This window comes from Hankyongella ginsenosidimutans, from assembly GCF_005144965.1.
GTDB lineage: Bacteria > Pseudomonadota > Alphaproteobacteria > Sphingomonadales > Sphingomonadaceae > Hankyongella > Hankyongella ginsenosidimutans.
In genome coordinates, this window is the sequence record NZ_CP039704.1 from 465,634 (window position 1) to 491,319 (window position 25,686).

The window sequence follows — 25,686 nt, forward strand, 5'->3', positions numbered from 1 at the left end:
AACCCGCACCGGCCCTATTGCCGGCGCGACCTCTCCGCCGCGAATGCCGGAACCCGCTGCGTCCGACGGAACGACGCGGCAGACCGCCCGAGTGAAGGAAAAGCAAAACCCCGCTCGGGCAAGCGGGGTTCGCTTATGGCGTCAGATGTCGCCCGCCGCTCCTGCGGCAGGCGCTTTGGCTTGGCCTCTGGGCGTACGCCCCGGCACTATTTGCGCAGGCCGAGCTTGGCAATCAGCGCGGTGTAACGGTCGAGGTCCTTGCGCTTCAGATAATCCAGCAGGCTGCGGCGCTTGTTCACCAGCATCAGCAGGCCGCGGCGGCTGTGGTTATCCTTCGCATGCACCTTGAAGTGCTCGGTCAGGTTGGCGATGCGCTCCGACAGGATGGCGATCTGCACTTCCGGCGAGCCGGTGTCGTTGGCAGCGCGGGCGTTGCCCTTGATGATCTCTTGCTTGCGGTCAGCGGTAACGGTCATATGGTCTCCATCGCGACATCGTGGAAATCCCCTACAGGTTGAACCCACGTGTCACCGAAACCGTTGCGCGCCCATCGGGCGTCGCTACGGCCTCCACCAGCGCAACCGGCACTTTCGCCTCGATTGCGACATAGCTTCCCGGCGCCACGGGGAACCCGACGAGCCTTTGCCCACGGCGGAGCATCGCGGCCTGTTCGGGGTTACGGCCAGCGCCGGATGTCGTCCAGCGCGGTCGTGAGCGGCGCGATCAACTCGGCCGATGGGCGCGTCTGCACCAATTCGCGCAGTTTGTCCAGTTCAATCGCATGGTCGAGCGTGAACGGCCCCGCCAGGGTGCGCCGCAGGTGCGTGACATGCCCGAGCGTGCCGAGCGCAAGCGCCAGATCCCGCGCCAGCGCGCGCACATAGGTGCCCTTCGAGCAGCGCACGCTGAAGGTCGCGGCGTCCAGATGGCCATCCATCGGCGTTGTGTCTTCCAGCGTCAGCGCATGGATCGTCACCCGTCGGGCCGCGAGCGCCACGGCCTCGCCGGCGCGCGCCAGATCGCGGGCGCCATCGACCTTCAGCGCCGAATAGGCGGGCGGGGTCTGCTCGATCTCGCCCCGGAATAGCGGCAGCACGGCCTCGACAGCCGCCTGGGTCGGGCGGTGCGGGTGGGTCGCCACGACGGCCCCTTCGAGATCGTCGGTCGCGGTCGACGCGCCGAAGGCCACTGTAAAGCGGTAACCCTTGTCGCCGTTCAGCATCCGCCCGGTCAGTTTCGTCGCCTCGCCGAGCGCGATCGGCAGCACGCCGGTCGCCAGCGGGTCGAGCGTGCCGCCGTGGCCGACCTTCACGCCGCGCGGCGGTTTCAGCAGGCGCTTGATCGCCGCCACGCCCTGCGCGGACGTCAATCCAAGCGGTTTGTCGAGGATGATCCAGCCGTGCATGATGCCCTTTCAACGGTTCGTCGCATTTTTGTAACCGACGTGGGGATGAAACGTATTAGGGGCGCAGCGAAGTAATGCTTGGCGTCCCCTCGCGCCTGGCATTTTGCCCTCTTCGTCGCTAAGCGCGGGGCTTCGGCCCCGCGCTTACCCGTTCCCTTCATGCACGCCATTCCGTCGCCAGGATCGAGAACAGCGCGGTGTCGCGCCGGTATCCGGTCCAGGTCAGCCGGTCCTGTCGGATCACGCCGTCCTGCTGCGCGCCGAGTTTGCGCACCGCCGCCTGCGAGCGCGCGTTACGGGTATCGACGCGAAATTCGACCCTGTGCAGCCCGCAAGCGAATGCACGCGCCAACAGCATGTCTTTCACGCAACGGTTCGCCGGTCCCCGCACGGACGGCTGGATGTAGGTGCCGCCGATCTCTACTACGGCGTTTTCCGGATCGAGCCGCAGGTAGCTGGTGCAGCCGACGACGAGGTCAGCGTGCAGGATCGTGAATTTCAATGTTGCCGGGTCCGGCCGCATCAGCCGGTCGAACGCCGGATCGAACGCATCGCCCAGCATGGAATAGGGGTAGATCGCCCAGATGTCCGGATCTGCCGCGCAGGACGCACGCAGCGGCTCGCGGTCAGCCTCCTGCATGGCGCGCACCAGAACCGCGCCATCCACCATCGGCGCGTGCAGGCGGGCGTGTAGCGCGCTCATTCGTCGGGGTCGTGGGTGGTCAGGTCTTGGCGCACCTTGTCGGAGCGCAGGATGGCGTCGATCCGGCTGGCTTCGTTGAAGCTGTCGTCGAGCCGGAAGACGAGGTCCGGCACATATTTCAGGCGAACCCGCTTGCCCACTTCGCCCTTCATGTAGCGGGCGTGGTTTTGAGCGCCGTCAGCACGCCCTGCTCGTCGATGCCGCCGAGCGGCTCGATGAACACGGTCGCATGGCGCAGATCGGGCGACACCCGCACTTGTGAAACCGTGATCGGGTTGTCGGTCAGGGCCGGCTCATGCACGTCGCCGCGCATCAACAGCTCGGCGATGATGTGGCGGATCTGCTCGCCGACGCGCAGCAGCCGCACCGAGCGCCCCGCGTCCGTCTGCTGATGTTTCATCGCCGTTCTCCCGCCGTTGGTATTACAGCGTGCGCGTGCGTTCCTCGAGCTGGAACACCTCGACAATGTCGTTCTGCTTGAGGTCGGTGAAACCGTCGAACGTCATGCCGCACTCGAGACCCGAGCGCACCTCGGTAACATCGTCCTTGAACCGGCGCAGGTTGGTGATGTGCCCGGTGTAGACGATGACATCGTCGCGCAGGATGCGCGCCTTGAGGTTGCGGCGGATAAAGCCGTCGTTGACGAAGCAGCCCGCCGCCTTGCCGGCCTTGCCGGCCTGGAACACGTCGCGCACGGTGGCCCGGCCGACCACATTCTCGAACACTTCCGGCCCCAGATGGCCCGCCATCGCCGCCTTGATGTCGTCGATCAGGTCGTAGATCACGTCGTAATATTTCAGCGCGACACCTTCCCGCTCCGCCACTTCGCGTGCCTTGGAATTGGCGCGCACATTGAAGCCGAAGATCGGTGCGTTCGAGGCCTTCGCCAGCGCCACATCCGACTCCGTGATGCCGCCGACGCCCGAGTGCAGAACCCGGGCCTTGATCTCGTCCGTCGACAATTGGGTGATGGCGGAAGCGATCGCCTCGACCGAGCCATGAACGTCGCCCTTGAGGATGACGGGAAACTCCTTCGCCCGGTCTGCCCGCAGCGAGGAGAACATGGACTCAAGCGTCGCCGGCGCTGCGGTCGTGCGCTTGCGCGCAGCGATGCCCTGCCGGTATTCCGCGATCTCGCGGGCGCGGGCTTCGTCCGCCACCACCGCGAATTCGTCGCCGGCGGCCGGCACGCCGGTCAGGCCAAGCACTTCGACCGGCACGGTCGGCCCGGCGAGTTTCACCTGCCGGCCCTTGTCGTCGATCAGGGCGCGCACCTTGCCCCACTCCATGCCGACGACGAACACATCGCCGACCCTCAAGGTGCCGCGCCGCACCAGAACGGTCGCAACCGGGCCGCGGCCCTTGTCGAGCTTGGACTCGATGACGTTCCCCTCGGCCGTGCGATCCGGGTTCGCCTTCAGCTCGAGGATTTCCGCCTGCAGGGTGATCTTCTCGGTCAGTTCCTCAAGGCCGGTGCGCTTCAGCGCCGAGACCAGCACATCCTGGACCTCACCGCCGAACTTTTCGACCTGCACATTATGCTGCAACAGCGCCTCGCGCACCCGGTCCGGCTGGGCGTCGGGCTTGTCGCACTTGTTGATCGCCACGATCATCGGCACGTTGGCGGCGCGGGCGTGATTGATCGCCTCGATCGTCTGCGGCATGATCCCGTCGTCGGCAGCCACCACCAGCACCACGATGTCCGTGATGTTCGCGCCGCGCGCGCATCTGCGAGAAGGCGGCGTGGCCCGGCGTATCGAGGAAGGTGATGCGGTCGCCCGACTTCAGGGTCACCTGATACGCGCCGATATGCTGCGTGATGCCGCCGGCTTCGCCCGCCACAACGTCGGTGCCGCGCAGCGCGTCGAGCAGCGAGGTCTTGCCGTGGTCGACGTGGCCCATGATGGTCACGACCGGGGACGTGATTGCAGAGCCTCGTCTGCGTCCTGCTCGCCAATCACGCCGATCTCGACGTCGGACTCCGCAACGCGCTTGATGGTGTGGCCGAACTCCGCCACGATCAGTTCGGCGGTGTCCGGGTCGATGGTTTCGGTCAGCTTGGCGACCACGCCCATCTTGAACAGCGCCTTGATCACATCGTTCGCGCGCTCCGCCATGCGGTTGGCGAGTTCCTGGACCGTGATCGTCTCCGGCACCACCACTTCGCGCGACTGTTTCTGCTGCGGCAGCGAACTTTGATGCAGGCGCTTTTCCTTCTCGCGCGCCCGCTTGAGCGCAGCCATGGAACGCACGCGCACGCCGTCTTCACCGTCCAGCACCTTGTGCACCGTCAGTTTGCCGGTGGTGCGGCGTTCATCGCCGCGCGTGCGGCTCGGCTTGGCGACCTCGACCTTGCGCTTGGCGGCATCCGGCGCGCCTGCGGGCGGGCGCGGGCGCTCGACACGGGCCGCCGGCTGCGTGTCCGGCGCGGTCGCCTGCGGTTGCGACGCCTGCGCAGCGTCGGCCGCCTGCTGTGCCTGCTCTGCGGCAGCGGCCTCTTCTTCGGCCCGGCGCTTGGCTTCGCGCGCCAGACGTTCGGCTTCCTGCGCCTCGATGCGCTCCTGCTCGGTGCGGCGGCGCGCATCTTCGAGCGCGGTCATGCGCTCCTCTTCCACCAGACGCAGCTGGGCCTGCAGCGCCTCCTGGCGGCTCAGGCGGTCATTGGCCATCGGGCGGCGCGGCGGCGGCGGCGGGCTTGGGCGGCGGTGCGGCGGTGCGCACAGGGGCAGGTGGCGTCGGGGCGGGTGCGGGGTGGGCGCGGCTTCCACAATTTCCGCAACCGGCTCGGGGCGAGTTCCGGTTCCGGCTGCGGCGCCGGCGCATCCGGCTTGGGCGACGCGATCGTCGGCGGAGCCCCGCGCGAGCGGATCGGCTGCTCGACCGGCGCCACCACGACGCGCACGGGCGCCTGCGGCTGCGGGGCGACGGGCGCGGGCGGCGCCCCATCTCGACCTCATGGCCGCCCTGCGGCTTGAGGTTGCGGCGCTTCTTGACCTCGACAGCCACGGTATTGGAGCGGCCATGGCTGAAGGTCTGTTTCACGTTGCCTGCATCGACCGTCTTTTCAGGCCGAGCGGCGCACGCGCGCCCAGAGTCAATTTCTTCTCGTCACTCATTCAGTCACATCACCTTCGTGTCGCCCCCAGCCCATTGGCCGGGGCCGCATCGCCCCAATAGGACCGCCAGCGCGCAGCATCGCGCGTCAAGCGTTCAGCAGCTTCGAATCGATGGCCGCGATATGTACAACATTCTCACGGCCAAGCGCCAAGCTCAATTGCTCTCGGCTTATAGGCAAACTCATACAGTAAGAGCCGGGGTCGATCCGCGCAAGCGCGTTGTCGAGCCAGCGCACGCCATCGTCGGCCGCGTCGCCAGCATGCAGGAGCGCATGGACCTTGCCGGCGGCGATCGCATCGGCGATTTTCTCGGCCCCGAACAACAGATTGCCGGCTTTGCGCTCCAGCCCCAGCCGGTCCAGGGCCCGGCGCGCCAGCCCACTGTCCAGCAGGTCGACCAGGGCCGGGTCGACTGTAATCTCGCCGGTGCGAAATGCCCGCGCGCAAGCGCCTTTCAGCTTGCCGTTGTGCAGCGCCTTCAGGATCGCCGCGCGATCCGGGGCCAGCCAGGCGCCACGGCCCGGCAGTTTCGCGCCGAGGTCCGGCAGAATCCGCCCGTCCGGCGCGCGCACCAGCCGGATCAGCGCCACGCGCTCGCCGTGCGCGCCGCTCAGGATGCAGCGGCGCTCCGGCCCGGCGTCGGGGTCTAACCTGCTCTCATCGCGTGCGCGCTCGGTCATGGCGGATCGTCCTCATCGCCATCACGCGAACCAGTGTTTACGCGCCGCCATGATGATGGCGTTCGCTTCGTCTTCGGACAGCCCGAAGTCCTTGAGCAGGCCGTCCTTGCGCGAAATCAGCTCGTCGGTCGCGAGGTCGCCGAGGTCGTCCAGCGTCTTGATGCCGGCCTTGCCGAGCACGACCAGCATCTGCTCGTTCAGGCCCTCGATCTCGGCCAGCGCATCCTCGACACCCATGGCAGTACGCTCCTCGCGCGCCTTGACTTCGCGACGCTCCAGCGCTTCCTGGGCCCGGTTTTGCAGTTCTTCGGCGAGGTCCTCGTCGAAGCCTTCGATCTCGGCCAGCTCGCCGATCTCGACCAGCGCAATCTCGTTGATTTCCGAGAAGCCTTCGGCGACCAGAAGCTGCGCCAGCGTCTCATCGACATCCAGTTCGGTCATGAACATTTCGGACCGTTCCTGGAATTCCTTCTGCCGGCGCTCGGACTCTTCAGCCTCCGTCAGGATGTCGATGGTCCAGCCGGTCAGCTGGCTGGCAAGCCGCACGTTCTGGCCGCGCCGGCCGATGGCGAGCGACAGCTGATCATCCGGTACCACCACCTCGATGCGGCCGTCTTCCTCGTCGAGCACGACCTTGGCGACCTGCGCCGGCTGGAGCGCGTTGACGATGAACGTCGCCGGGTCCGGCGACCAGGGATGATGTCGATCTTCTCACCCTGCAGTTCCTGCACCACCGCTTGCACGCGGCTACCCTTCATGCCGACGCAGGCACCAACTGGATCAATCGAGCCATCGTTGGAGATGACGGCGATCTTGGCGCGGCTGCCGGGGTCGCGGGCACAGGCCTTGATCTCGATCACGCCGTCATAGATTTCCGGCACTTCCTGCGCGAACAGCTTTTCATGTATTCCGGATGCGCGCGGGAGAGGAAGATCTGCGGGCCGCGGTTTTCCCGGCGCACGTTCAGGATCAGGGCGCGCACGCGGTCGCCCAGGCGCAGCGTCTCGCGCGGGATCTGCTGGTCGCGCCGGATCACGGCTTCCGCCCGCCCGAGATCGACGACCACATGGCCGAATTCGGCGCGCTTGACGACGCCGGTGATGATCTCGCCCATGCGGCCGGAGAATTCGTCATACTGGCGGGCGCGCTCGGCATCGCGCACCTTCTGGACGATGACCTGCTTGGCGGTCTGCGCGGCGATGCGGCCGAACTCGATCGGTGGCAGATTGTCCGCGATCACATCGCCGATTTCAGCGCCCGGTTTGCGCGACTGGGCGTCGATGACCGAAATCTGCTTGAACGGATCCTCCGGCGCCGACCACTTCGACCACACGCCACAGACGGGTGTCGCCGGTCTTGGGGTCGATTTTCGCAATGATGTCGTTCTCGGCACCGTAACGGGCACGGGCGGCGCGCTGGATCGCCTCCTCCATCGCCTCCAGCACAATCTCGCGCTCGATGGATTTCTCGCGCGCCACGGCGTCCGCGATGGACAGCAGCTCGGTCTTGTTGGCGCTGATCGCACTCGACATGGGTTCAGTCCTTCTCTTCTTCGGGCTCGTCTACAGGCTCCGGCGCATCGCCGGTCTCGTCTTCCAGTTCCAGATCGACATCGTCGCCAAGGTCTTCGGCCAGCGCGGCACCCTGCGCCTTCAGCGCGGCGCGGATCAGATCGTCGGTCAACACCAGCTTCGCGCTGTCGATGTCTGCAAGCGGCAGCGCGACCGGCCCGTCCTCGGTCACCATCTGAACGACCCCGTCGACCAGGCCCTCAAGCCGGCCCTGGAAGCGCTTGCGGCCCGCCAGCGGTACAGCCAGCGCCACCTTGGCGTCGAAGCCGCTCCAGCGGGTATAATCTTTCGGGCGGGTTAAGGGCGGTCGATGCCCGGCGAGGACACCTCGAGGCTGTATTCGCCGGGGATCGGGTCCTCCGCATCCAGCACGTCAGAGAGCGCGCGGCTGAGTGCTGCGCAGTCGTCGACCGACATGCTGCCGTCCGGCCGCTCCGCCATCACCTGCAGCACCGGCCGCCCGCCACCGTAGCTCAGGCGCACCAGCTCGAACCCGAGGCGGGAGACCTCCGGTTCAATCAAGCTGTGCAGGCGTTCGATCAGTGTCGCCATTCCGTTGCCGCAAATGCGTGTCGCCGGCCGCCAAGGCTGGCCCTTGGCGCTCCCGTCAACGATCAAGTTGTAAGGAATTCGCTGCTATATAGCAGCGCTCCCGCGCAGGAACAAGCAAAACTGCGCAAAGCCGTGCGCAGGCGCTACCCGAACACCACACCGCCTGCGGTGCCGTGTTGACCCGCAGTTCGAAGATATCCGGCCGCGAATAATGGCCATCGGTATCCAGCACCGCCAGTTCGCTGCCGATCTCCCCGAGGTCGAGTTCGGCCACCAGAATCTCCGCCTGCACGCCTGCCGGCCCGGCAAGCAGGCGGGCGTCTGGCGCGATGATGGCGCTGCCGCCGGACTGCAGAACATCGTCCGGCATCGCGCGCAGCAGCGCCTCGGCCTCAGCGTGGCCACCGACCCGCGCCAGCCCCTCCAGAACATCGTCCCGGTGCTGCAGGGTGCCGCAGGCGAGCACGAAGCAGCGCCCCTCGAACGCATAGTGCCGGGATGCGATCAGGTAGGTGTCGCGCACGGTCGGCCATTGCGCGACATGTACGGTCTCGCGTTGCGCATGCATGGCCGCGCGCGCCAGCGGCATCCAGTGCTCCCAGCAGATCAGCCCGCCGACGCGACCCCAGGGCTGCTCGACCACGCCCAGGGTCGAGCCGTCGCCGCGTCCCCAGATCAGTCGCTCGCCATGGGTCGGCACCAGCTTGCGCCGGACCATCGGTGTGCTGGCACCCGGCACGAAGGTCATCTGTGCGTTGTACAAGCTGGAGCGCACCCGTTCGTGCGCGCCGATCGAGATCACCGCACCCGTCCGGTCCGCCGCCTCCTGCAGCACGGCCAGCCGGGAGTCGCCGGCATGAACCGCCTGCGCGAGCAGGATGCGGTGCAGCGCCTTGGCCCCGGGTGGTCCCAGAGTGCGGCGCCCGGCGCTTCATCGAGCCAGAGCGGATAGCCGCCGAGGAAGGTCTCGCCGAAACCGATGACGCGCGCACCGCTGTCCGCTGCCTGGTGGATCAGGTTCACGGCCTGTGCAATCCCGGCACCGATATCGAGCGGGATGGGTGCGGCCTGCACGACGGCGGCGGATAGTGCGGTCATGGCGTTCTCCAGCGGTTTCTGTAAGCTGTGGGGAATAGCACATACCCTGCACATCATGGCAGGATAAAGCCGTGACGCAGAATGAACGCGCGCCCGGATGCCGATCCGACGGTGTCGAGAAATGCCTGTGCCATGGGGCCGACGCGCGACGGGTCAATGCAGCCGGGTAAAGGATCGGGGCGTGCGACGCCGCCGGGAATACACCAAGCACACGGACTTTCGGCTCAACCTTGGCGTCCGTTTCATAGACGATGCCGAGCGGCGCTTCGCCCCGCGCCACATAGAGCAACGCATCGCGCACATTCTGCGCCCGCGCCAGACGGTCTGCCAGCGCATCCCAGGCACCGAGCGACACAAGCGCGGACCGGCCGTAGCGCCCGGCCGGCACGAATTCCGGATCGGCCATCGCCAGTTTGCCGCGCGGTCCCAGCAGCGCGGCGAGATCAACCCCGGTGTCAGAGCAACCTGTGCGCTACCACCGACCGGCGCAATCAGTGCCAACCGGTTGCCTGCGATGATCCTGCGGCTTTTGCCCTGAATAAGTCCGCGCTGCTGGACGTAATCCATCCACGCGACATCTGCGGAGAAGAACAGGTCGGCCGGTGCCCCGCCTCGATCTGCCGCGCCAGCAGCGAGGATGCGGCAAAGTTGAACTTGACCGCTGTCCCGGTACGCGCCGTGAAATCCGCTGCGATGTCTTGCAGAACATCGGCCAGCGACGCCGCAGCATAGATGGTAATGGCCTTGCGCTGCCCTGCTCGCGTAGGAGCCGCCAGCAGCGCAAGGCCCAGCGAGAGACCCTTCAGAACCAGCCGTCGCTGCATGCGCGCACGCCGACCTCAGGCAAACAGCTTGCCCCAGGCGCGCTTCTGGCGGGTGCGCCAGTGCCCGCGATGGTAGGCGTCCGACGCCAGCAGCGGCATCACCGAACCGGCCTCCGCGAACACCATCTGCTCAAGCGCGGTGTCGACCTTGCCCCAGCTTGCCGCCTCCTTCAGGGTCGACGACGAGCATGCGCCGTCGCGCACATCGGCGACCGTGATCTGCACGGCGTACTTGTGCATTTCGACATCCTCGTGGCCGAGGATTTCGGCGCACACCACGGTGTCCTGGATGAAGTTCTTCGGCACGCCGCCACCGATCATCAGCAGGCCGGTCGTGCCCGCCTTGATCTTGATCTCGGTCAGCTCGCGGAAATCGGCGATCGCGTCCAGCATCATGTACGGCTTGCCCTCCTTGGCGCGGTCGACCTGATGCTTGACCAGACCGAAACCCGCCGAGGAGTCGACAAAGGCCGGGCAGAAAATCGGCACGTCATGCTCGTAGGCGAGCTTGACCAGGCTGTTGTCCTTCTTGCCGTGCTGGCTCAGGTACTTGCCCATCTCGCGGATGAAGGCGCGGCTGGAGTAGCCCTTGGGATCGAGGCTGTTGGCGATCTCGTAGATCGTGTGGTCGCAGGCCTGAAGCTGCTCTTCGTCGATGTAGGTGTCGTAGATGCGGTCGATGTACAGCGAGCGCAGCGTATTGTCGTCCGGGATTTCCAGCGCCTGATAGTGCTTGAAGCCCAGCCCTTCGAAGAAATCCATGTCGACGATCGAGGCGCCGGTCGCGACCACGCCGTCGATCATGTTCGAGCGCAGCAGCTCGGCATAGAGGTCCATGCAGCCGCCGGCGCTGGTCGAACCGGCGATCACCAGGAAGATCGAGCAATCCGGATCGGCCAGCATCTGGTTGTAGATGCTGGTCGCCCGCGCCAGATCGCGCGAGGTGAACGACATGTTGGCCATCTGGTCGATGATCGGGCGCGCATCGAAGCTTTTGATGTCGATGTGCTGGACGGTCTTGGACAGCAGTTCCTGCTTCCGGCTGTCGTTGAGGAGGGCGTTGGTCATGCGTAGTCCTTCATGCTGTTGCTGCAGGACCCCGAGCCGCGTCGGAACCCTGCTGAAACAAGGAAACGCCCCCGGCTTGCGGGCTTCAGCCGGGGCCTGAAAAGACGATGTGGCGGCCCGAACTCGCGCCCGGGCCTTGCCGCCGAGGTCAGCGCCGCAAATCAGCGCGCTTCGCTGACCAGGGTAACGATGTTGTGTGACGGTTGTGCGTCAGCATAGGCCGAGGCCATCGGCGCATCGTCGGCAATCGCCGTCAGATCCGACTGGAAGCCGTTGAAATCGGTGCGCATGGCCGCGCCGTACGCGCCCAGCATGCCGATCTCGACATAGTCCCCGGCTGGACGTCCGCCGGCAGCTCGAACGGCCCGCGCATGAAGTCCATGTCGTCGCAGGTCGGCCCGTAGAAGCTGAACGGGACCGGCTTCACCGAGGAATCGCGCAGCAGCCGAACCGGAAAGCGCCAGTCCACATGGGCGGCATCGAACAGCGAGCCGTAGGCGCCGTCGTTGATGTAGAGCACATCGCCGCGCCGGCGCTCGACACGCACGACGACGGAGGCGTACTCCGCGCACAACGCCCGGCCCGGTTCGCACCAGAGTTCCGCCGAGTAGGAGATCGGCAGCGCCTCGAAGTGCGTCTTGATGACCTGGAAATAGCTGGCCATGTCCGGCGGGGTCATGCCGGGATAGATCGACGGGAAACCACCGCCGACATCCACCACGTCCACAGTGACGCCGGCCTGCACGATTGCCGCGCGCACCAGCGCCATGGCGTCCGCATAGGCCTGCGGACTCATGGCCTGGCTGCCGACGTGGAAGCAGACGCCGAGCGCATCCGCAGCCTGACGGGCCGCCATGAGCAACGGTGCAGAATCTTCGACCGACACGCCAAACTTGGACGCCAGCGACAGTTTCGAGTGCCCGGACGATACCCGTAGCCGTACGCACAGGGTGAGATCGGTCGCCCCGTTGGTGGCGGCGACGATCTTGGCCAGTTCCTCGTGGCTGTCGAGGCTGAAGGTGCGAACGCCATGCTCGAAATAGGCTTCCGCAATGGCTTCCGGCGCTTTGACCGGATGCATGAAGCACAGCGTCGCCTGCGGCGCGTTCGCACGCACCAGGCGCACCTCCTTCAGCGAGGCAACATCGAAGTGCGTGATTCCGCTTTCCCAGAGCAGACGGATCAACTCGGGCGACGGATTCGACTTGACGGCGTACAGCGCCGTGCCTGGAAATTTCTCGACGAAATACCGGGCGGCGCGGCGTGCCGCGTGCGGTCGGAGCAGGGTGACAGGTTGCGCAGGCCGGACTTCGGCCGCTAACCCCAGCGCGCTATGGTAGTGACGCATCTCATGGGACCTCCAGAGCATTGTTGACACAAGCGAGGAGAAAGCCTTGAGGCGACGGGTTTACATCCCCTGAGCGGAGACACATCACCGAAGTCGCTTGGGGCTAACGCCTCAAGCTGCCTTGCGGTGGAAGTCCCATGGGGCAGCAGCGCCGTAATTATGAGTCGTGCCGGGGCCTGTAAAGCATTTTTGTGTGAATTTTCGTTAACGCCCTGTTCGCGCAGCGCGATCAAGCGCCTGGGGCGCAGGTTTATCGCACATGCGGCCTTGCCAGCCGGCGCGGAGCCGTTAACGGCTTTAGATGCTTACCCACCTGCTTACGGACGATCCGGCGGTCCGGCTTGACGATGTGCAAGCCGCCGCCGGTCGTTTGCAGGTACGCCATCCGACCCCACTGCTGCGCAGCGATGCGCTTGATGCGCTGACCGGTGCCCGCGTCTTCTTGAAGCCCGAATGCCTGCAGCGCACCGGCTCGTTCAAATTCCGCGGCGCCTACAACCGGCTGAGCCAGTTGACGCCGGAGGAACGCCGCGCTGGCGTGGTCGCCTTTTCCTCCGGCAATCACGCGCAAGGCGTGGCGCTGGCGGCGCGGCTGCTGGACCTGCCGACGATGATCGTCATGCCATCCGATGCGCCGACCCTCAAGATCGAGGGCACGCGCGCGCTTGGCGCTGCGGTTGTTCTCTATGACCGCGCGACTGAAAGCCGGGAGGAGATCGCCGGCCGGCTGGCGGCCGAACGCGGTGCGGTCCTGGTGCCGTCCTTCGACGATCCGGCGATCATCGCCGGGCAAGGCACGGCCGGACTGGAAATCGCCCAGGACCTGCAGGCGCTCGGCATCACGCCCGACCATTATCTCTGCTGCCTGGGCGGCGGCGGCCGGCGGCACATCGCTCGCCCTGAGGGCGCATTTCCCTGCGCTGCACGTCACGACAGTCGAGCCTGAACATTATGACGACGGGGCGCGCTCGCTGGCGGCCGGCATCCGCGTTGGCATCGACGGCTATGCGCCGACCGTGTGCGACGCGCTCCAGACCCCGAAGATCGGGGCGCTGACCTTCCTGCTGCTGCAGGCCGCTGGCGCGACTGGCGTGTGGGTTTCGGATGCAGAGGCGCTCGCTGCGGTGCGGTTCGCAGCAACCGAACTCAAACTGGTGCTGGAGCCTGGCGGCGCGGTCGCGCTTGCCGCACTTCTGGCGGGCAAAGTGCCAGTCGCCGGACGGACCGCCATCGTCATGCTGTCTGGCGGCAACATCGATCCCGCCCTGCTGGCGCGTGCGCTGGGCTGACAGTCTGCTGAGCGGCCTTCGCAGAGCGAGCGGCGGGACCCTGCGCTAATTGAATTTGCGACTCATTCGTCACACAGCTGAAACATTACCGTACTATTAAACATAGCCATGTCTGCCATAGGCATCAGAAGTTTTATAAACAGGGGCTAACTTATGAAAAGCACAAGAATTTTTCGCAAACCTTCACCGTCGCCGCCGCGACGTTCGCGCTGCTGGCGCAGGCCAGCGCGCCGGCGCTTGCCGCATCGCTGACGATTCTCCACAACAACGACGGCGAAACGAAGCTGCTGCCGCTGAGCATCAGCGGACAGACCTATGCCGGCGCCTCGCGCTTCGTCACCGCTGTCAACACGGTCCGCAACGACCGTATCGCCGCCGGCCGCGACGTTCTGACCATTTCGTCGGGCGACAACTTCCTCGCCAGCCCGATCTTCACCAACAACCTCTCGACCGGCACGTTCTTCGACGCGCAGGTCATCAGCGCGATCAACTATGACGTGATCACGCTCGGCAACCACGATTTCGATTTCGGCCCGAACGTGCTGGCACAGGTGATCTCGCAGACGACCACCGGCACCTACCTCTCGGCCAACCTGGATTTCTCGGCCGAATCCAGCCTGAGCGCGCTGGTCGGCGCGGGCAAGCTCGCAAAGTCGACCGTCATCGATCGCAACGGCGAGAAGTACGGCATCGTCGGCGCCACCACCACGCTGCTCAGCAACATCTCGAGCCCTGGCCAGAACGTCGGCATCAACCCGGTCGTTGCCGCTGTGCAGGCCGAAATCGACGCCCTGGAAGCTGCCGGCGTGAACAAGATCGTGTTCACCAGCCACCTGCAGGCTGTGAACGAAGACATCGCGACTCTGGCGCAGCTGCGCGGTGTCGACATTGCAATCGTCGGCGGCGCCGACCCGCTGCTCACCAACAATATCGCGCCGCCGAGCCGCGACGTGTTCGGCCTGACGCCGGTCGGCCCCTATGCCCTGACCCAGTGGAACGGCGCGAACGGCTACAGCGGCCCGGCGATCGTCGGCCTGGACGGCAACGCCATCCCGGTCGTCTCGACGGCTGGTGAATACCGCTACCTGGGCGTGCTGGACGTCGACTTCGATGCGAACGGCCGCGTGACCAACATCCTCAACACCAGCGGTCCGATCGTCGTCGACAACAGCTTTGCGCCGGACGCCAACATCGAGGCCAATGTGATCGCGCCGAGCCAGGCGATCATCGACGGCCTGGCCGCCAACATCATCGCGACCAGCAGCGTCGATCTCGACGGTCGCCGCAGCAGCGTGCGCACCCGTCAGACCAACCAGGGCACCCTGGTCGCCGACGCGCTGCGCTGGCAGGCGCAGCAACTGGATGCAGCCGACGACTCGGTCCTGAACGATCAGAACCCGCTGGTTGGCCTGCAGAACGGTGGCGGCCTGCGCCGTGACTCGGTCCTCGCGGCCGGCGACATCAACGAGCTGAACACCTTCGAAATCACCCCGTTCGATAACTTCCTGGCGGTGGTGAAGGATGTCTCGGTCACCGAGCTGAAGGCGATCCTGGAAAACGCTGTGTCGCGCGTCGAGTTCGTGGACGGCCGCTTCGCGCAGATTTCGGGCATCACCTTCGAGTATGACCGCAACCGGGCCGCTGGCGATCGCGTGCTGCGCATCGAACTGGAAGATGGCACCGTGCTGTTCGACTCGGGCTTCGTCATCGCCGACATCAAGGTGGACATCGCCACGATCAACTTCCTCGCCAACGGCCAGGACGGCTATCCGTTCCCGGCGCTGGGTCTTGGCTTCGATGCTCTGGGCATCACCTACCAGCAGGCGCTGTTCAACTACATCACCCAGGGCCTCGACGGCGTCATCGGTGGCGACCGTTATTCGCAAGCCTTCGCCGATGGGCTGATCGTGCAGACCCCGGAGCCGGGCAGCCTCGCCATCCTCGGCCTGGGCGGTCTGGCCTTGTTCGTGAGCCGCAAGCGTCGTAAAGCCGCTTAATGCGACTTGCTTTTCCGGCGCGCCTGCGCGCCTGCCTGACGATCCTGCTGCTGCCGGGGTTTTCACATCCCCGGCGGCAGCAGCCGATCCCAAGGGCAATTTCTCCGTCAAAGGTGCGGGCGCCGCACCCTGCTCGATCTATCTCGACGCCGCCACCAAGAAGGACCAGCGGTTCTTCATGTTCGCCGGCTGGATGGAGGGCATGCTTTCCGGCATCAACGTCTATCAGGCCGACACCTTCGACATGGTGCCCTGGCAATCGACGGACCTGCTCGCCCTGGCGGCCGCGGAAGCCTGCAAACGCGACCCGAAGGCCAGCTTCCATACCGCCGTGCTCTCGGTTTCGCGCTCTCTCTACAACGGGCGGCTTCGCGAGCGCTCGGACCGGGTGGTGCTTGGCAAGGCACCGCAGCAGGTCGCGCTATACGCAGCCGTCATTGCGCAGGCCCAGGCCAGACTCGTGGCACTGAAACTGCTGAAGGAAAAGCCGACCGGCAAAATGTCGTCCGCAACGACGGCCGCTCTGAAGGCGTTCCAGAAGTCTAAAAGCTGCCGGAAACCGGGCTGCCCGACCAGATCACCCTGTACCGGCTGCTGGTCAACTGACGACCCTGCGTCGTCCGATCGCCGATCCTGCCCGCTTCGTCGCGCGGCACGCCGTACAGCGAAGGAGAAGCGGCCTCTCGAACGTTTGCTGATCAGATGCAACGCTCAGAGGATCGCTTCATGATCGCACCCCGCCTGATGATGGCCCTGGCGACCGGCCTGCTGCTGACCGGCCCCGCCCTCGCCGAGGACGCGCCGACGCCGCCCAAGGGCCTGCACCGCCACATCGACACCAATAGCGATGGCAAGATCGACCGCACGGAGAACGATGCGCTGGAAGCGCGCATGTTCCAGCGCCTCGACCGCAATCAGGATGGCGTGCTGAGCGCCGCCGATGCGCCGCCGCCGGTGCCCTCGCCGCAGGATCGCTTCGCCCAGATGGTGAAGGAGGCCGACACGGACGGCGACGGCGTGGTGTCCCTCAACGAGTTCAAAGCCAAGGGCAACGCCCGCTTCGACAGCCTGGACGCCGACAAGAACGGCGTGCTGACGGCGGACGAGCGCCCGAACCGGGAAAAATTCCGCGCCAAACATGCTGAATGGCGGCGCGCCAGGATCTCAAGGAAGGCCAGACGCAGCAGTAGCGCGTTCTCGCTTTCCGGGTTTCTCTCGACTCCCCAGCCTTGACCCCCGCGCGAGCGGGGTTCTTTTGGCGCACACGGAACACGGCGCGTTAACCTTCTGTTTGCCATGGGCGTTTAGCTTTGGGTTACAAGGTTGGAGCCTATGCGCCTCAAAGTCTTTACCGCCCGCACTATCGCGCTTGCCATGGATCGCGTCCGCGCCGAACTGGGCGAGGACGCCGTCATCGTCACGGTCGACCAGGGACCGAAGGGCGGCCCCGTACGCGTCACCGCCGCCGTCGAGTTGAGGGCGCCGGCACCGCCAGTCGAGGTGACGCCGCCACCGCCTGCCCGTGCGCCCAGCCCGTTCGATGCCGCCCAGCTCGCGGCGGTGCTGCGCTACCACACCACGCCGACGCCGGTCGCGACCCGCCTGCAGACGATCGCCGCCGGCTACAGCGACGACGCCAACGACGAAGCGCTGAGCCGCGCCCTGGCCGAAGTCGTGCCGTTCCTGCCGCTTGACCTCCACAGCGACCGCCCGATCCTGCTGGCCGGATTGCCGGGCCAGGGCAAAACGTTGACGGCGGCGCGCCTGGCGGCGTCCGCGCGCGTGCAGGGCCGGAACTGCCGTGTCATCACCCTCGACAGCATGGCCGCTGGCGCAATGGAGCAGCTGCGCGGTTTCTGCGCGCCGCTTGAGACGTCCGTGCTTGCTGCCGACTCGCCGGGTGCGCTGGAGCTGCTGTGCCGCCAGGCGTTCGACGGCCAGACGATCATCGACACCGCCGGCCTCAACCCATACGCACTCGGCGACCTGGAGACGCTGGCGCACGCCATCAAGCGTGTGCGCGCCGAACCGGTCTGGGTGCTGGCGGCCGGTGCAGACGCGCTGGAGGCTGCGGAGATGGCGGACATCTTCGCCTCGCTCGGCACGCGCAGCATGGTCGCCACCCGGCTGGACGCGGCGCGGCGGCTGGGCGCGCTGCTGACCGCGCCGATCAAGAGCCGCATCGCGCTGGCAGGGTTCAGCGCCAGCCCCTTCCTCAGCGACCCTGTGGAGCCGGCAACCCGCTCGCGCTCGCCCGCCTGATGCTCGACAAGCCAGACCCCAACCATATCGCCCGTGCGCTGGCGGACTCCCAGCGCCCAACCGCGAAGGCCAACCCATGACCGCGCTCGCCCTGCACCCCACGCCCGCGCCGCTGGAAAAGCGGCTGCTCACCGTCGCCTCCGGCAAGGGCGGCGTCGGCAAGACCTGGCTTGCGATCACCCTGGCGCACGCGCTGGCCCTGCGCGGCCGCAAGGTCCTGCTGTTCGATGGCGACCTCGGCCTCGCCAACGTCGACATCCAGCTCGGCCTGATGCCGACCAGGGACCTGGGCGACGTGCTCTCGGGTTCGACGGCGCTGGTCGACGCCGTGACGCCGTTCGACATCGACGCCGCACAGCCGGTGCATTTTGATATTCTCGCCGGGCGCTCGGGCTCCGGTTCGCTGGCCGGGCTGGGCAAGGACGCAATCCTCGGCGTGCGCCAGGCGCTGGTGCAGGCCGCCGCCAAGTACGATGACGTGATCCTCGATCTCGGCGCAGGCATCGACCAGCCGGTGGCGATACTCGCCAACCACGGCGGCACCTGTCTCGTCGTGGTGACACCGGAGCCGACCGCGATCACCGACGCCTATGCGTTCATCAAGGTGCGCCGCCTGCGCGACCCGGCCGCCGATATCCGCCTCGCGATCAACGGTGTCGCCAGCCGCCGCGAGGGCGAGCAGACGTACCAGACCCTGGCCAAGGCCTGCGCCAGCTTCCTGAAATTCACCCCGCCGCTCGCCGGCATGGTGCACCGCGACCCGAAGGTGCGGGACGCGATCCGCGCCCAGACCGCGCTGCTCACCCGCTCGCCGGAATGCCCGGCCGCCCATGACGTGACGGCGCTGGCGCGCGCGTTGCGCCCGGCGTGAGCGAGACCGGCAGCATCGCAAAGCCGCCGCCGGCCGCCGCCTATGGCCGGGACGCCACTGCACCCGATGCGCCGGAGGCCCGGCCCGCCACTCCGCCTGCCGAGCCGGAACAGCCGCACGCCGACCCCGCGATCCGGCTGGCGAGCCGCCTGGCCAATCTGGTCATCGGGCAGGCTATCCTCGGCGAGGTGTTGCGCCAGCAGGAGGAAGGTCGCCCGCTGCTGCGCACGCCCAGCGGCGATTTCGCGGTCGATCCCGTGCGCGCTTTGCCGGCACGTGGCAGTGTTGAAATCCTGCTGACCCGGGTCACGCCGAGCGTCGACGGCAGCGATCTGACCGGCCTGCTGGTCGCCCGCGACGGCCAACCCTGGACCCGCCGCAGACCGTGCGCCTGACACTCGTGCGCCTGCCGCAGGCGACGCCACAGCCTGCGCCGGGCGTATCGCCGCCTGCCGCACCGCTGCTCAGGATCGCGCTCGATACCCTGCCCGAAGCCGCAAAGGCAGCCCTTGCCATCCCGACGGAACTGGCCGGCACGGCGCTGCTCGCCCCGACACAGGGTGCGCTGCGGGCCGGCCTGATCCCGCCCGGCGCACCGACACTACCAAACCCCGGCGCACCGACATTACCGACCCCCGGCGCACCGACTCTTGCTGCCGCCCTGCCGCCCGCGTCTCAGCCGAGGCCCTCGCCCGTCCTGCAGGCGCTGCGCCCGGCTGCGCCGCCACTGCCTGGCGGACCCGCCACATCGGTACCGCCACTGCCCGAGGCCGGCAGCCGCATCGTGCACGCACCGGTGCCCGAATATCCGCGACAACCAGCGCCGCACTCCTCGGAACACCGGGCCGCGCAGGCGTCGCAACCCGCAGCCGTGCCGCCACCCCAGGCCGAAGTCGCCCCGAAGACGGTGCCGCCAAGCGCACCCCTTGCGCCAAACCCGCCACGGCAGAACCCGGCACCAGCAGCGACAGGTCTACTGCCAGCGCCTGGCCCTGCCCCCGCTGCGTACGCGGTCGCCAGCCCGGTGAGCGCTGTCATTGCCCCCGCATCCGCGTTTTCGCCCGATCCCTGGCTGAAGGCGCCGACCCTCATCCTCTCCACAGCAGAGGGGCGGCCTGTGGGGCATGTGTCCGTGGTCGCCGCCGAACCCGCCGCTGCACACAGTCTGCTGCGCGCGCCGACGCCGGACTCGCCGCTCGGGCGGCTGGTCAAAGCGGGCCGGCTGCTGATCGCCGAAACCAGGGCGGAGGGCGCGTCACAGGATGCCGCCCGGCTGCACGCGCCAGCGCACGCCGCAACCCAGCCGGCGCGCCCGGAGGCTGCACCCGTGGCGACGCTGCGGATCGTCGCGGGCGGGCAGGAATATGTGCTGGTGTCGCCCCGGACCTGCCGGCCGATGCACCGCCGGCGCGCCTGCTGCTGTTGCACACCGGCCCGGCGGACACGGCGGCACCGGCACCGCCGCCGCAAGCCATCGTACCCCAAGCCCGGACGGGGTTGCCCGTACCCCGGTCGCCGCGACGGTTGCGTTCCTGTTCAAGGCGCTGAGCCGCCAGGGCTTCCAGATCGAGGCGCTGGAGCCGGTCAGCCGCGCGCCGGACCTGTCGCCGCTTGCACGTCTAGCGGGCGTGGACGCTCCCGCAGCCGAGGCGCCGCGCCTGCTGATCGTCCTGCAGCCGCCCACCCCGCAGGCCCCGCCGATCCAGGCTGTCTTGTGGTTCCAGCCGCCTTTGCCACGCGACGACAATCAGGATGACGGCCAGGATGGCGCGGAGTCAGGTGCTGCCTTCCATGTCGACATCATCTTCCCCGGCCTCGGCGAGAGCCGGCTGTCAGGCCCTGCGGCCGCAGGCTGGACATGCGCTTCGCCAGCCGCAATCCGGTCTCGCCTGCGCTCCAGGCCAGCACGCGCGCCGCCTTCGAGGCGGCACTCGGCGACCGCCCCGGCCGGCTCTGGTTCCTGACCCTGCCGGGCTAGCGGCTGATGAGAAAGTGGGAAAATAAAGTTGCATTTCGTCATTCCGGCGAAGCCGAATCCATGGGTGCCCATATACACAACGAATACAAGGCGTTCGTCATGGACCCCGGCCTGCGCCGGGGTGACGGCTAGGTTTGGAGTCCAAGAAACCACTTTTCAACGGCCTGCCAGACCAGATCGGATCGTGTCTCAGTTTGAAATCACGCCGCACACCCTGAGCTTGACGAAGGGGTGAACGGCTGGTGCTTCTGTCCGAGCGCACCACGAGCGGATTTTTCAAACTGAAACAGGGCAGGCTCTACCCTTCCCCAGCAGCGCCAGCCAGCCAGCCTCGTCGATCACCGCAACCCCAAGCTCCTGCGCTTTCTTGAGCTTCGAGCCAGCGCCCGGCCCGGCCACCACGAGGTCGGTCTTGGCGGAAATCGAGCCTGACACCTTGGCGCCCAGACTTTCCGCGCGCGCCTTGGCTTCGTCCCGGCTCATCTGCTCGAGCGTGCCCGTGAACACCAGCGTCTTGCCGGCAATCGCCGACGCCTTCACCTCCCAGACCAGAGGTGCAACGTCGAGTTCGCCCAGAAGATCGTCGACGATCTTCACGTCGTTCGGCTCACCGAAGAACGCGACCAAGGCTGCAGCCACCTTGGGGCCGATGCCGTCGATCGCCTGCAGTTCGGCAAGCTCGGCGGACGCCGGGTCCTGCGCCGCCTGCATCGCCGTCCGAAAAGCATCGAAATCGCCGTAGCGCCGGGCCAGATCGCGCGCCGTCACCTCGCCGACATGGCGGATGCCGAGCGCATAGAGGAAGCGGTCGAACGGCACGCTGCGCCGCGCCTCGATCGCCGCCAGCAGATTGTCGACCGACTTCTGCTTCCAGCCCTTGCGCTGCAGCAAGGCCTCCCGGTGCGCCGCCAGCCGGAACAGATCGGCGGGCGTCGCCACCCACTCCAGCCCGACGAATTCTTCCACCTGCTTCTCGCCCATGCCGTCGATGTCGAGCGCGGCGCGGCTGACGAAGCGGCGCAGCCGCTCGATGCGCTGGGCCGGGCAGACAAGGCCGCCGGTGCAGCGGCGCGCCGCCTCGCCGGGCTCGCGCACCGCAGAGCTTTTGCACCTCGGGCACGCGTGCGGAAAGGCAAAGGCGGGTCGGCCCGCCCGTTCGCCGTCATCGACGACTTCGATGACCTGCGGGATGACGTCACCCGCGCGCTGGATGCGCACCAGATCGCCGATGCGCACATCCTTGCGGGCGATCTCATCCTCGTTGTGCAGGGTCGCGTTCGAGACCACCACGCCGCCCACGGTCACCGGCTCCAGCTTGGCGACCGGGGTCAGCACGCCGGTGCGCCCCACCTGAACTTCGATCGCCAGCAACCGGGTCAGCGCCTTCTCGGCGGCGAACTTGTGCGCGATCGCCCAGCGCGGACTGCGCGCCAGTTCGCCGCCGGGCACGCCAGTCCAGCCGGTCGACCTTGTAGACGACGCCATCGATATCGTAGTCGAGGCTGGCGCGGTCGGCCTCCAGCGCGCTGTAGAAGGCCATCAGTTCATCCAGGGACCGGCACAGCGCATGACGCAGATTGACCGGCAGACCATAGGCGCGGAACGCCGCCAGCATGCCGGTCTGGCTATCGGCAGGCAGCGACGCGGTCGCGCCCCAGCCATAGGCGAAGAAGCGCAGTGGCCGGCTGGCGGTGATTGCGGGATCAAGCTGGCGCAGCGCGCCGGCGGCGGCGTTGCGCGGGTTGGCGAACGTCTTGCCGCCGCTGGCCGCCTGCGCCGCGTTCAGGGCGGCAAAATCGGCGCGGCCGAGATAGACCTCGCCGCGCACCTCGATCAGCGCTGGCGGGTCGCCGGCCAGCCGCTCCGGAATATCGGCCACGGTGCGCACGTTGGCGGTCACATCCTCGCCGACCTCGCCATCGCCACGCGTCGCCGCCTGGATCAGCAAGCCGTCCTCGTAGCGCAGGTTGAGCGACAGGCCATCGATCTTCGGCTCGGCGGTCAGCGCAAGCTCCACATCGTCGCCGAGCGACAGAAACCGGCGGATCCGCGCCAGAAACTCGGCGACATCGTCCGTGCTGAAGGCATTGTCGAGGCTGAGCATGGGTGCTGCGTGCGCCAGCTTGGCGAACCGGACAGCGGGTGCCGCGCCGACCTGCCCCGAGGGGCTGTCCGCGCGCTTCAGCGCCGGCCAGCGGGCCTCCAGCGCATCATTGCGCTGCACCAGCGCATCGTAGGTCGCATCGTCGACCAGCGGCGCATCGTCCTGATAATAGGCATCGGCGTGCCGGGCGATCTCCGCCGCCAGCCAGCCGAGTTCCAGGCGTGCCTCGTCCTCACTCAGCGCCTCCACGGCTTTGGCGCGCACCATCAGCCGATCGGCCATTACAGGACTCCTTCCAGCAACCGCTCGGCCTGCGCACGCGCCTCCGGCGTCACGGCATCGCCGGAGAGCATGCGGGCGATCTCCTCGCGCCGCGCGACGGCATCCAGCGCGGCAACCGAGGTGCGCACGCTCTCCGCCTCGGTGGTTTTCGTGATCCGCCACTGGGCGTTGCCCCGCGCCGCGACCTGCGGCGAGTGGGTCACCACCAGCACCTGCGCGGACTGGCCAAGCCGTGCCAGACGCTCGCCGATGGCCGCCGCAACCGCGCCGCCGACGCCGCGATCGATCTCGTCGAAAATCAGGGTCGTGGCCGCTCCTTCCGCAGCCAGCGCGACCTTCAGCGCCAGAATGAAGCGGGAAAGCTCGCCGCCGGACGCCACCTTGATCAGCGGCCCGGCGGACGCACCCGGATTGGTGGCGATGGTGAATTCGACCCGGTCCGCGCCTTCGGCACCCCACTGCGCCGGCGGCAGCGTTTCAACGACGGTCGCAAAACGCGCGGCTTCCAGTTTGAGCGGCGCGAGCTCCGCCATCACCGCCCGGTCGAGTGCGCCGGCCGCTGCCTGCCTGGCCTGCGAAAGCGCCGCCGCCGCCGCCTCGAAGGCCATGCGTGCGGCATCACGCGCGCGCGCCAGCGCTGCCAGGCCCGCCTCGCCCTCGGTCAGCGCCGCCCGGCGCGCGGCAAGCTGGTCCGCCAGCGCCGCCAGATCGTCGACCGCCACCTTGTGCTTGCGCGCCATCCCGCGCAGGTCGAACAGCCGCGCTTCGGTCGCCTCCAGGGTGGCGGGATCGTAGGTCAGGGTGCGGACGACAGCCTGCACCATATCCTCGGCGCGCGTGCCGGCATCGATCGCGGCGTCGAGCGCCTGCAGGGCGGCCGCCAGGTCCGGCGCCTCGGTCGCCAGCCGTTCCAGCCTGCGCGCCGCCTGCCGCAATGCCGGCAGGCCGCCGTGGGCCGTATCGGACAGATGTTCTGTGACGAGGGCCAGATCGCCGGCCAGCCGCTCGCCCTTCAGCATGGCCTGGCGCGCATCGGCAAGCGCGGTCTCCTCGCCCGGCAGCGGCTTGAGACGCGTCAGCTCGTCGACGGCATGGTCCAGCCATTCCCGGTCGCGGGCGTCGGCGGCAAGCGCCGCCTCGGCATCGACGAGCGCCTGCGTGGCCAGCGCCCAGTCCCGATGCAGGCGCGCAACCTCGGCCGTGTCCAGCCGGGCGAAACGGTCGAGCAGCGTCCGGTGACCGCGCGGGTTCAGCAGGCCGCGCTCATCGTGCTGGCCGTGAACCTCGACCAGCAGGCCGCCCAGGTCCCGCAGCAGGGCGGCGCTGACCGGCTGATCGTTGACGAACGCGCGGCTGCCGCCATCTGCCTTCACCACGCGGCGGATGATCAGCTCGTCCTGGTCGTCAAGGCCGCTGTCGCGCAGGAGGGCGCGCGCCGCATGGCCGGGCGGCACCTCGAAGCTGGCGCTGGCACTGCCCTGAGCGACCCCGGCACGCACCAGCCCGGCGTCCGCGCGGTCGCCGAGTGTCAGGCCGAGCGCGTCCAGCAGGATCGATTTGCCGGCCCCGGTTTCGCCGGTCAGCACGCACAGCCCGGGCGCGAACTCCACCGTCAGCGCCTCGATCAGGACGATGTCGCGGATGGTGAGGCGCGTGAGCATGGCTTACGGCGTGGCGGCCTTCTGCGCGTCCTTGTCGCCTGGCTTGTCTTCCGGCTTTGCCGCGGGCTTCTCGGCGGGCTCGGGCTTTTCCAGCGGCAGGACCTGCTCGGGGCCAACATTTTCCAGCAGGGCGTAGGTGCGCCGGTACCAGCGGTTGCCGGGGTAGTTGTAGCCGAGCACAGCGCCAACGCGGCGCGCCTCCTCGCGCAGACCAAGCCGCAGATAGGTCTCGACCAGCCGGTGCATGGCCTCCGGCACATGGCTGGTGGTTTCATAATTATCGATGACGGCCTTGAAGCGCTTGGACGCGGCCAGATATTCGTGACGCAGCTGATACCAGCGGCCGACCGCCATCTCCTTGCCCGCCAACTGGTCACGGGTGAGGTCGATCTTCAGGCGGGCATCGTTGGCGTAGCGCGAATCCGGGTAGCGGCGCACCAGCTCGGTGAAGCTGCTCAGCGCCTGATCGGTAATCTTCTGGTCCCGCTTCACATCGACGATGCGCTCATAGTAGCACAGGCCGATCAGGTAATAAGCGTAGTCGGCGTCGCGGTTGCCGGGGTGCAGGCTGAGGAAGCGCTGCGCGGCGAGGATCGCCTCGTTGTACTTGTGTGCCTTGTAGGCCGCGTAGGACGACATCAGCTGCGCGCGCCGCGCCCAGATCGAATAGGGTGCTGGCGCTCGACCTCGTCGAAGAATGCCGCCGCAAGCTCATAGTCGCCCTTGCCGATCTGGTCGGCGGCAAGGTTGTACAGCGTCTCGACGTCGCGGGCGATGTAGGTTTCTTTCTTGCTGCCGCACGAGGCCAGAAGGGTCGCCGCCAGAACGCAGAGGATGCCGCTGCGAATTTGCTTGATGTCTGTCATGCGGCCTTGTT

15 protein-coding genes and 11 pseudogenes are annotated in these 25,686 nt (G+C 67.4%); 8 read left to right on the forward strand and 18 right to left on the reverse strand.

Features of this window, described 5'->3' with window-relative positions:
* Nucleotides 1-206: 206 nt before the first annotated feature.
* The 14 genes and pseudogenes from rpsO to E6W36_RS02800 form a co-directional block, all read right to left on the reverse strand.
* Nucleotides 207-476 carry a 30S ribosomal protein S15 gene (gene rpsO / locus E6W36_RS02735; RefSeq protein WP_222873673.1) on the reverse strand — a complete coding sequence of 90 codons (270 nt, stop codon included), beginning with the start codon at nucleotides 474-476 and terminating at the stop codon, nucleotides 207-209.
* A gap of 31 nt (nucleotides 477-507) precedes the next feature.
* A pseudogene (gene truB / locus E6W36_RS02740) lies at nucleotides 508-1,405 on the reverse strand (tRNA pseudouridine(55) synthase TruB).
* A 157-nt stretch (nucleotides 1,406-1,562) separates the two neighbouring features.
* On the reverse strand, nucleotides 1,563-2,108 hold the full coding sequence (locus E6W36_RS02745) for a GNAT family N-acetyltransferase (protein WP_222873674.1): 546 nt from the start codon (nucleotides 2,106-2,108) through the stop codon (nucleotides 1,563-1,565).
* A pseudogene (rbfA, locus tag E6W36_RS22865) lies at nucleotides 2,105-2,508 on the reverse strand (30S ribosome-binding factor RbfA). Before rbfA ends, E6W36_RS02745 begins: the two are co-directional and overlap by 4 nt.
* 22 nt (nucleotides 2,509-2,530) lie before the next feature.
* Nucleotides 2,531-5,207: pseudogene (gene infB / locus E6W36_RS02755) on the reverse strand (translation initiation factor IF-2).
* A gap of 103 nt (nucleotides 5,208-5,310) precedes the next feature.
* Nucleotides 5,311-5,904, reverse strand: a complete 594-nt coding sequence (locus E6W36_RS02765; protein WP_222873676.1) for a DUF448 domain-containing protein — start codon at nucleotides 5,902-5,904, stop codon at nucleotides 5,311-5,313.
* A 21-nt stretch (nucleotides 5,905-5,925) separates the two neighbouring features.
* Nucleotides 5,926-7,436 (reverse strand): annotated as a pseudogene (nusA, locus tag E6W36_RS02770) (transcription termination factor NusA).
* Nucleotides 7,437-7,440: 4 nt separating this feature from the next.
* Nucleotides 7,441-8,027, reverse strand: a pseudogene (gene rimP, locus E6W36_RS02775) (ribosome maturation factor RimP).
* Nucleotides 8,028-8,082: 55 nt separating this feature from the next.
* On the reverse strand, nucleotides 8,083-8,862 hold the full coding sequence (locus tag E6W36_RS02780) for a nitrilase-related carbon-nitrogen hydrolase (RefSeq protein WP_281277427.1): 780 nt from the start codon (nucleotides 8,860-8,862) through the stop codon (nucleotides 8,083-8,085).
* Nucleotides 8,826-9,125 (reverse strand): nitrilase-related carbon-nitrogen hydrolase, encoded by a 300-nt coding sequence (locus tag E6W36_RS20195; protein ID WP_281277428.1) that lies wholly within the window; start codon nucleotides 9,123-9,125, stop codon nucleotides 8,826-8,828. The genes E6W36_RS02780 and E6W36_RS20195 overlap by 37 nt, the downstream gene beginning before the upstream one ends.
* Before the next feature lie 193 nt (nucleotides 9,126-9,318).
* A pseudogene (locus E6W36_RS22870) lies at nucleotides 9,319-9,531 on the reverse strand (substrate-binding domain-containing protein); the annotation flags it as partial.
* Nucleotides 9,532-9,653: 122 nt separating this feature from the next.
* A pseudogene (locus E6W36_RS20205) lies at nucleotides 9,654-9,949 on the reverse strand (substrate-binding domain-containing protein); the annotation flags it as partial.
* A gap of 15 nt (nucleotides 9,950-9,964) precedes the next feature.
* Complete coding sequence (locus E6W36_RS02795; protein ID WP_222873677.1) at nucleotides 9,965-11,017, reverse strand: 1,9-bis(guanidino)-5-aza-nonane synthase; 1,053 nt, start codon at nucleotides 11,015-11,017, stop codon at nucleotides 9,965-9,967.
* 161 nt (nucleotides 11,018-11,178) lie between these two features.
* Nucleotides 11,179-12,365: pseudogene (locus E6W36_RS02800) on the reverse strand (alanine racemase).
* 301 nt (nucleotides 12,366-12,666) lie between these two features.
* Between E6W36_RS02800 and E6W36_RS02805 the strand changes: the two are divergent.
* Nucleotides 12,667-13,654 (forward strand): annotated as a pseudogene (locus E6W36_RS02805) (threonine ammonia-lyase).
* Between the two features lie 146 nt (nucleotides 13,655-13,800).
* Here E6W36_RS02805 and E6W36_RS02810 read toward each other — a convergent pair.
* A complete protein-coding gene (locus tag E6W36_RS02810) occupies nucleotides 13,801-14,172 on the reverse strand; it encodes a hypothetical protein (RefSeq protein WP_222873678.1) in 372 nt (123 codons plus the stop codon).
* On the opposite strand from E6W36_RS02810, the gene E6W36_RS02815 reads away from it, so the two are divergent.
* The 7 genes from E6W36_RS02815 to E6W36_RS02845 all read left to right on the forward strand — a co-directional run bounded on the left by E6W36_RS02815 (nucleotide 14,152) and on the right by E6W36_RS02845 (nucleotide 20,540).
* Entirely contained in the window at nucleotides 14,152-15,651 is a 1,500-nt protein-coding gene (locus E6W36_RS02815; RefSeq protein ID WP_222873679.1) for a 5'-nucleotidase C-terminal domain-containing protein, read from the forward strand. The genes E6W36_RS02810 and E6W36_RS02815 overlap by 21 nt on opposite strands.
* Before the next feature lie 178 nt (nucleotides 15,652-15,829).
* On the forward strand, nucleotides 15,830-16,381 hold the full coding sequence (locus E6W36_RS02820) for a peptidoglycan-binding protein (RefSeq protein WP_222873680.1): 552 nt from the start codon (nucleotides 15,830-15,832) through the stop codon (nucleotides 16,379-16,381).
* Nucleotides 16,378-16,884, forward strand: a complete 507-nt coding sequence (locus tag E6W36_RS02825) for an EF-hand domain-containing protein (protein WP_222873681.1) — start codon at nucleotides 16,378-16,380, stop codon at nucleotides 16,882-16,884. The genes E6W36_RS02820 and E6W36_RS02825 overlap by 4 nt, the downstream gene beginning before the upstream one ends.
* Before the next feature lie 141 nt (nucleotides 16,885-17,025).
* Complete coding sequence (locus E6W36_RS02830; RefSeq protein WP_222873682.1) at nucleotides 17,026-17,913, forward strand: flagellar biosynthesis protein FlhF; 888 nt, start codon at nucleotides 17,026-17,028, stop codon at nucleotides 17,911-17,913.
* Nucleotides 17,914-17,989: 76 nt separating this feature from the next.
* Nucleotides 17,990-18,784, forward strand: coding sequence for a MinD/ParA family protein (locus tag E6W36_RS02835; RefSeq protein WP_222873683.1), 795 nt, complete (start codon nucleotides 17,990-17,992; stop codon nucleotides 18,782-18,784).
* The gene (locus tag E6W36_RS02840) at nucleotides 18,781-19,179 is read left to right on the forward strand and encodes a hypothetical protein (RefSeq protein ID WP_222873684.1); all 399 of its coding nucleotides are present in this window, start codon (nucleotides 18,781-18,783) and stop codon (nucleotides 19,177-19,179) included. Before E6W36_RS02835 ends, E6W36_RS02840 begins: the two co-directional genes overlap by 4 nt.
* Nucleotides 19,170-20,540: a hypothetical protein gene (locus tag E6W36_RS02845; protein ID WP_222873685.1), complete on the forward strand. Its 1,371-nt coding sequence runs from the start codon at nucleotides 19,170-19,172 to the stop codon at nucleotides 20,538-20,540. The genes E6W36_RS02840 and E6W36_RS02845 overlap by 10 nt, the downstream gene beginning before the upstream one ends.
* Nucleotides 20,541-21,038: 498 nt before the next feature.
* On the opposite strand, the pseudogene ligA reads toward E6W36_RS02845, so the two are convergent.
* The 3 genes and pseudogenes from ligA to E6W36_RS02860 all read right to left on the reverse strand — a co-directional run bounded on the left by ligA (nucleotide 21,039) and on the right by E6W36_RS02860 (nucleotide 25,675).
* Nucleotides 21,039-23,133, reverse strand: a pseudogene (gene ligA / locus E6W36_RS02850) (NAD-dependent DNA ligase LigA).
* 14 nt (nucleotides 23,134-23,147) lie between these two features.
* Nucleotides 23,148-24,809, reverse strand: a complete 1,662-nt coding sequence (gene recN / locus E6W36_RS02855; protein WP_222873686.1) for a DNA repair protein RecN — start codon at nucleotides 24,807-24,809, stop codon at nucleotides 23,148-23,150.
* A gap of 3 nt (nucleotides 24,810-24,812) precedes the next feature.
* A pseudogene (locus E6W36_RS02860) lies at nucleotides 24,813-25,675 on the reverse strand (outer membrane protein assembly factor BamD).
* Between the last annotated feature and the right edge of the window lie 11 nt (nucleotides 25,676-25,686).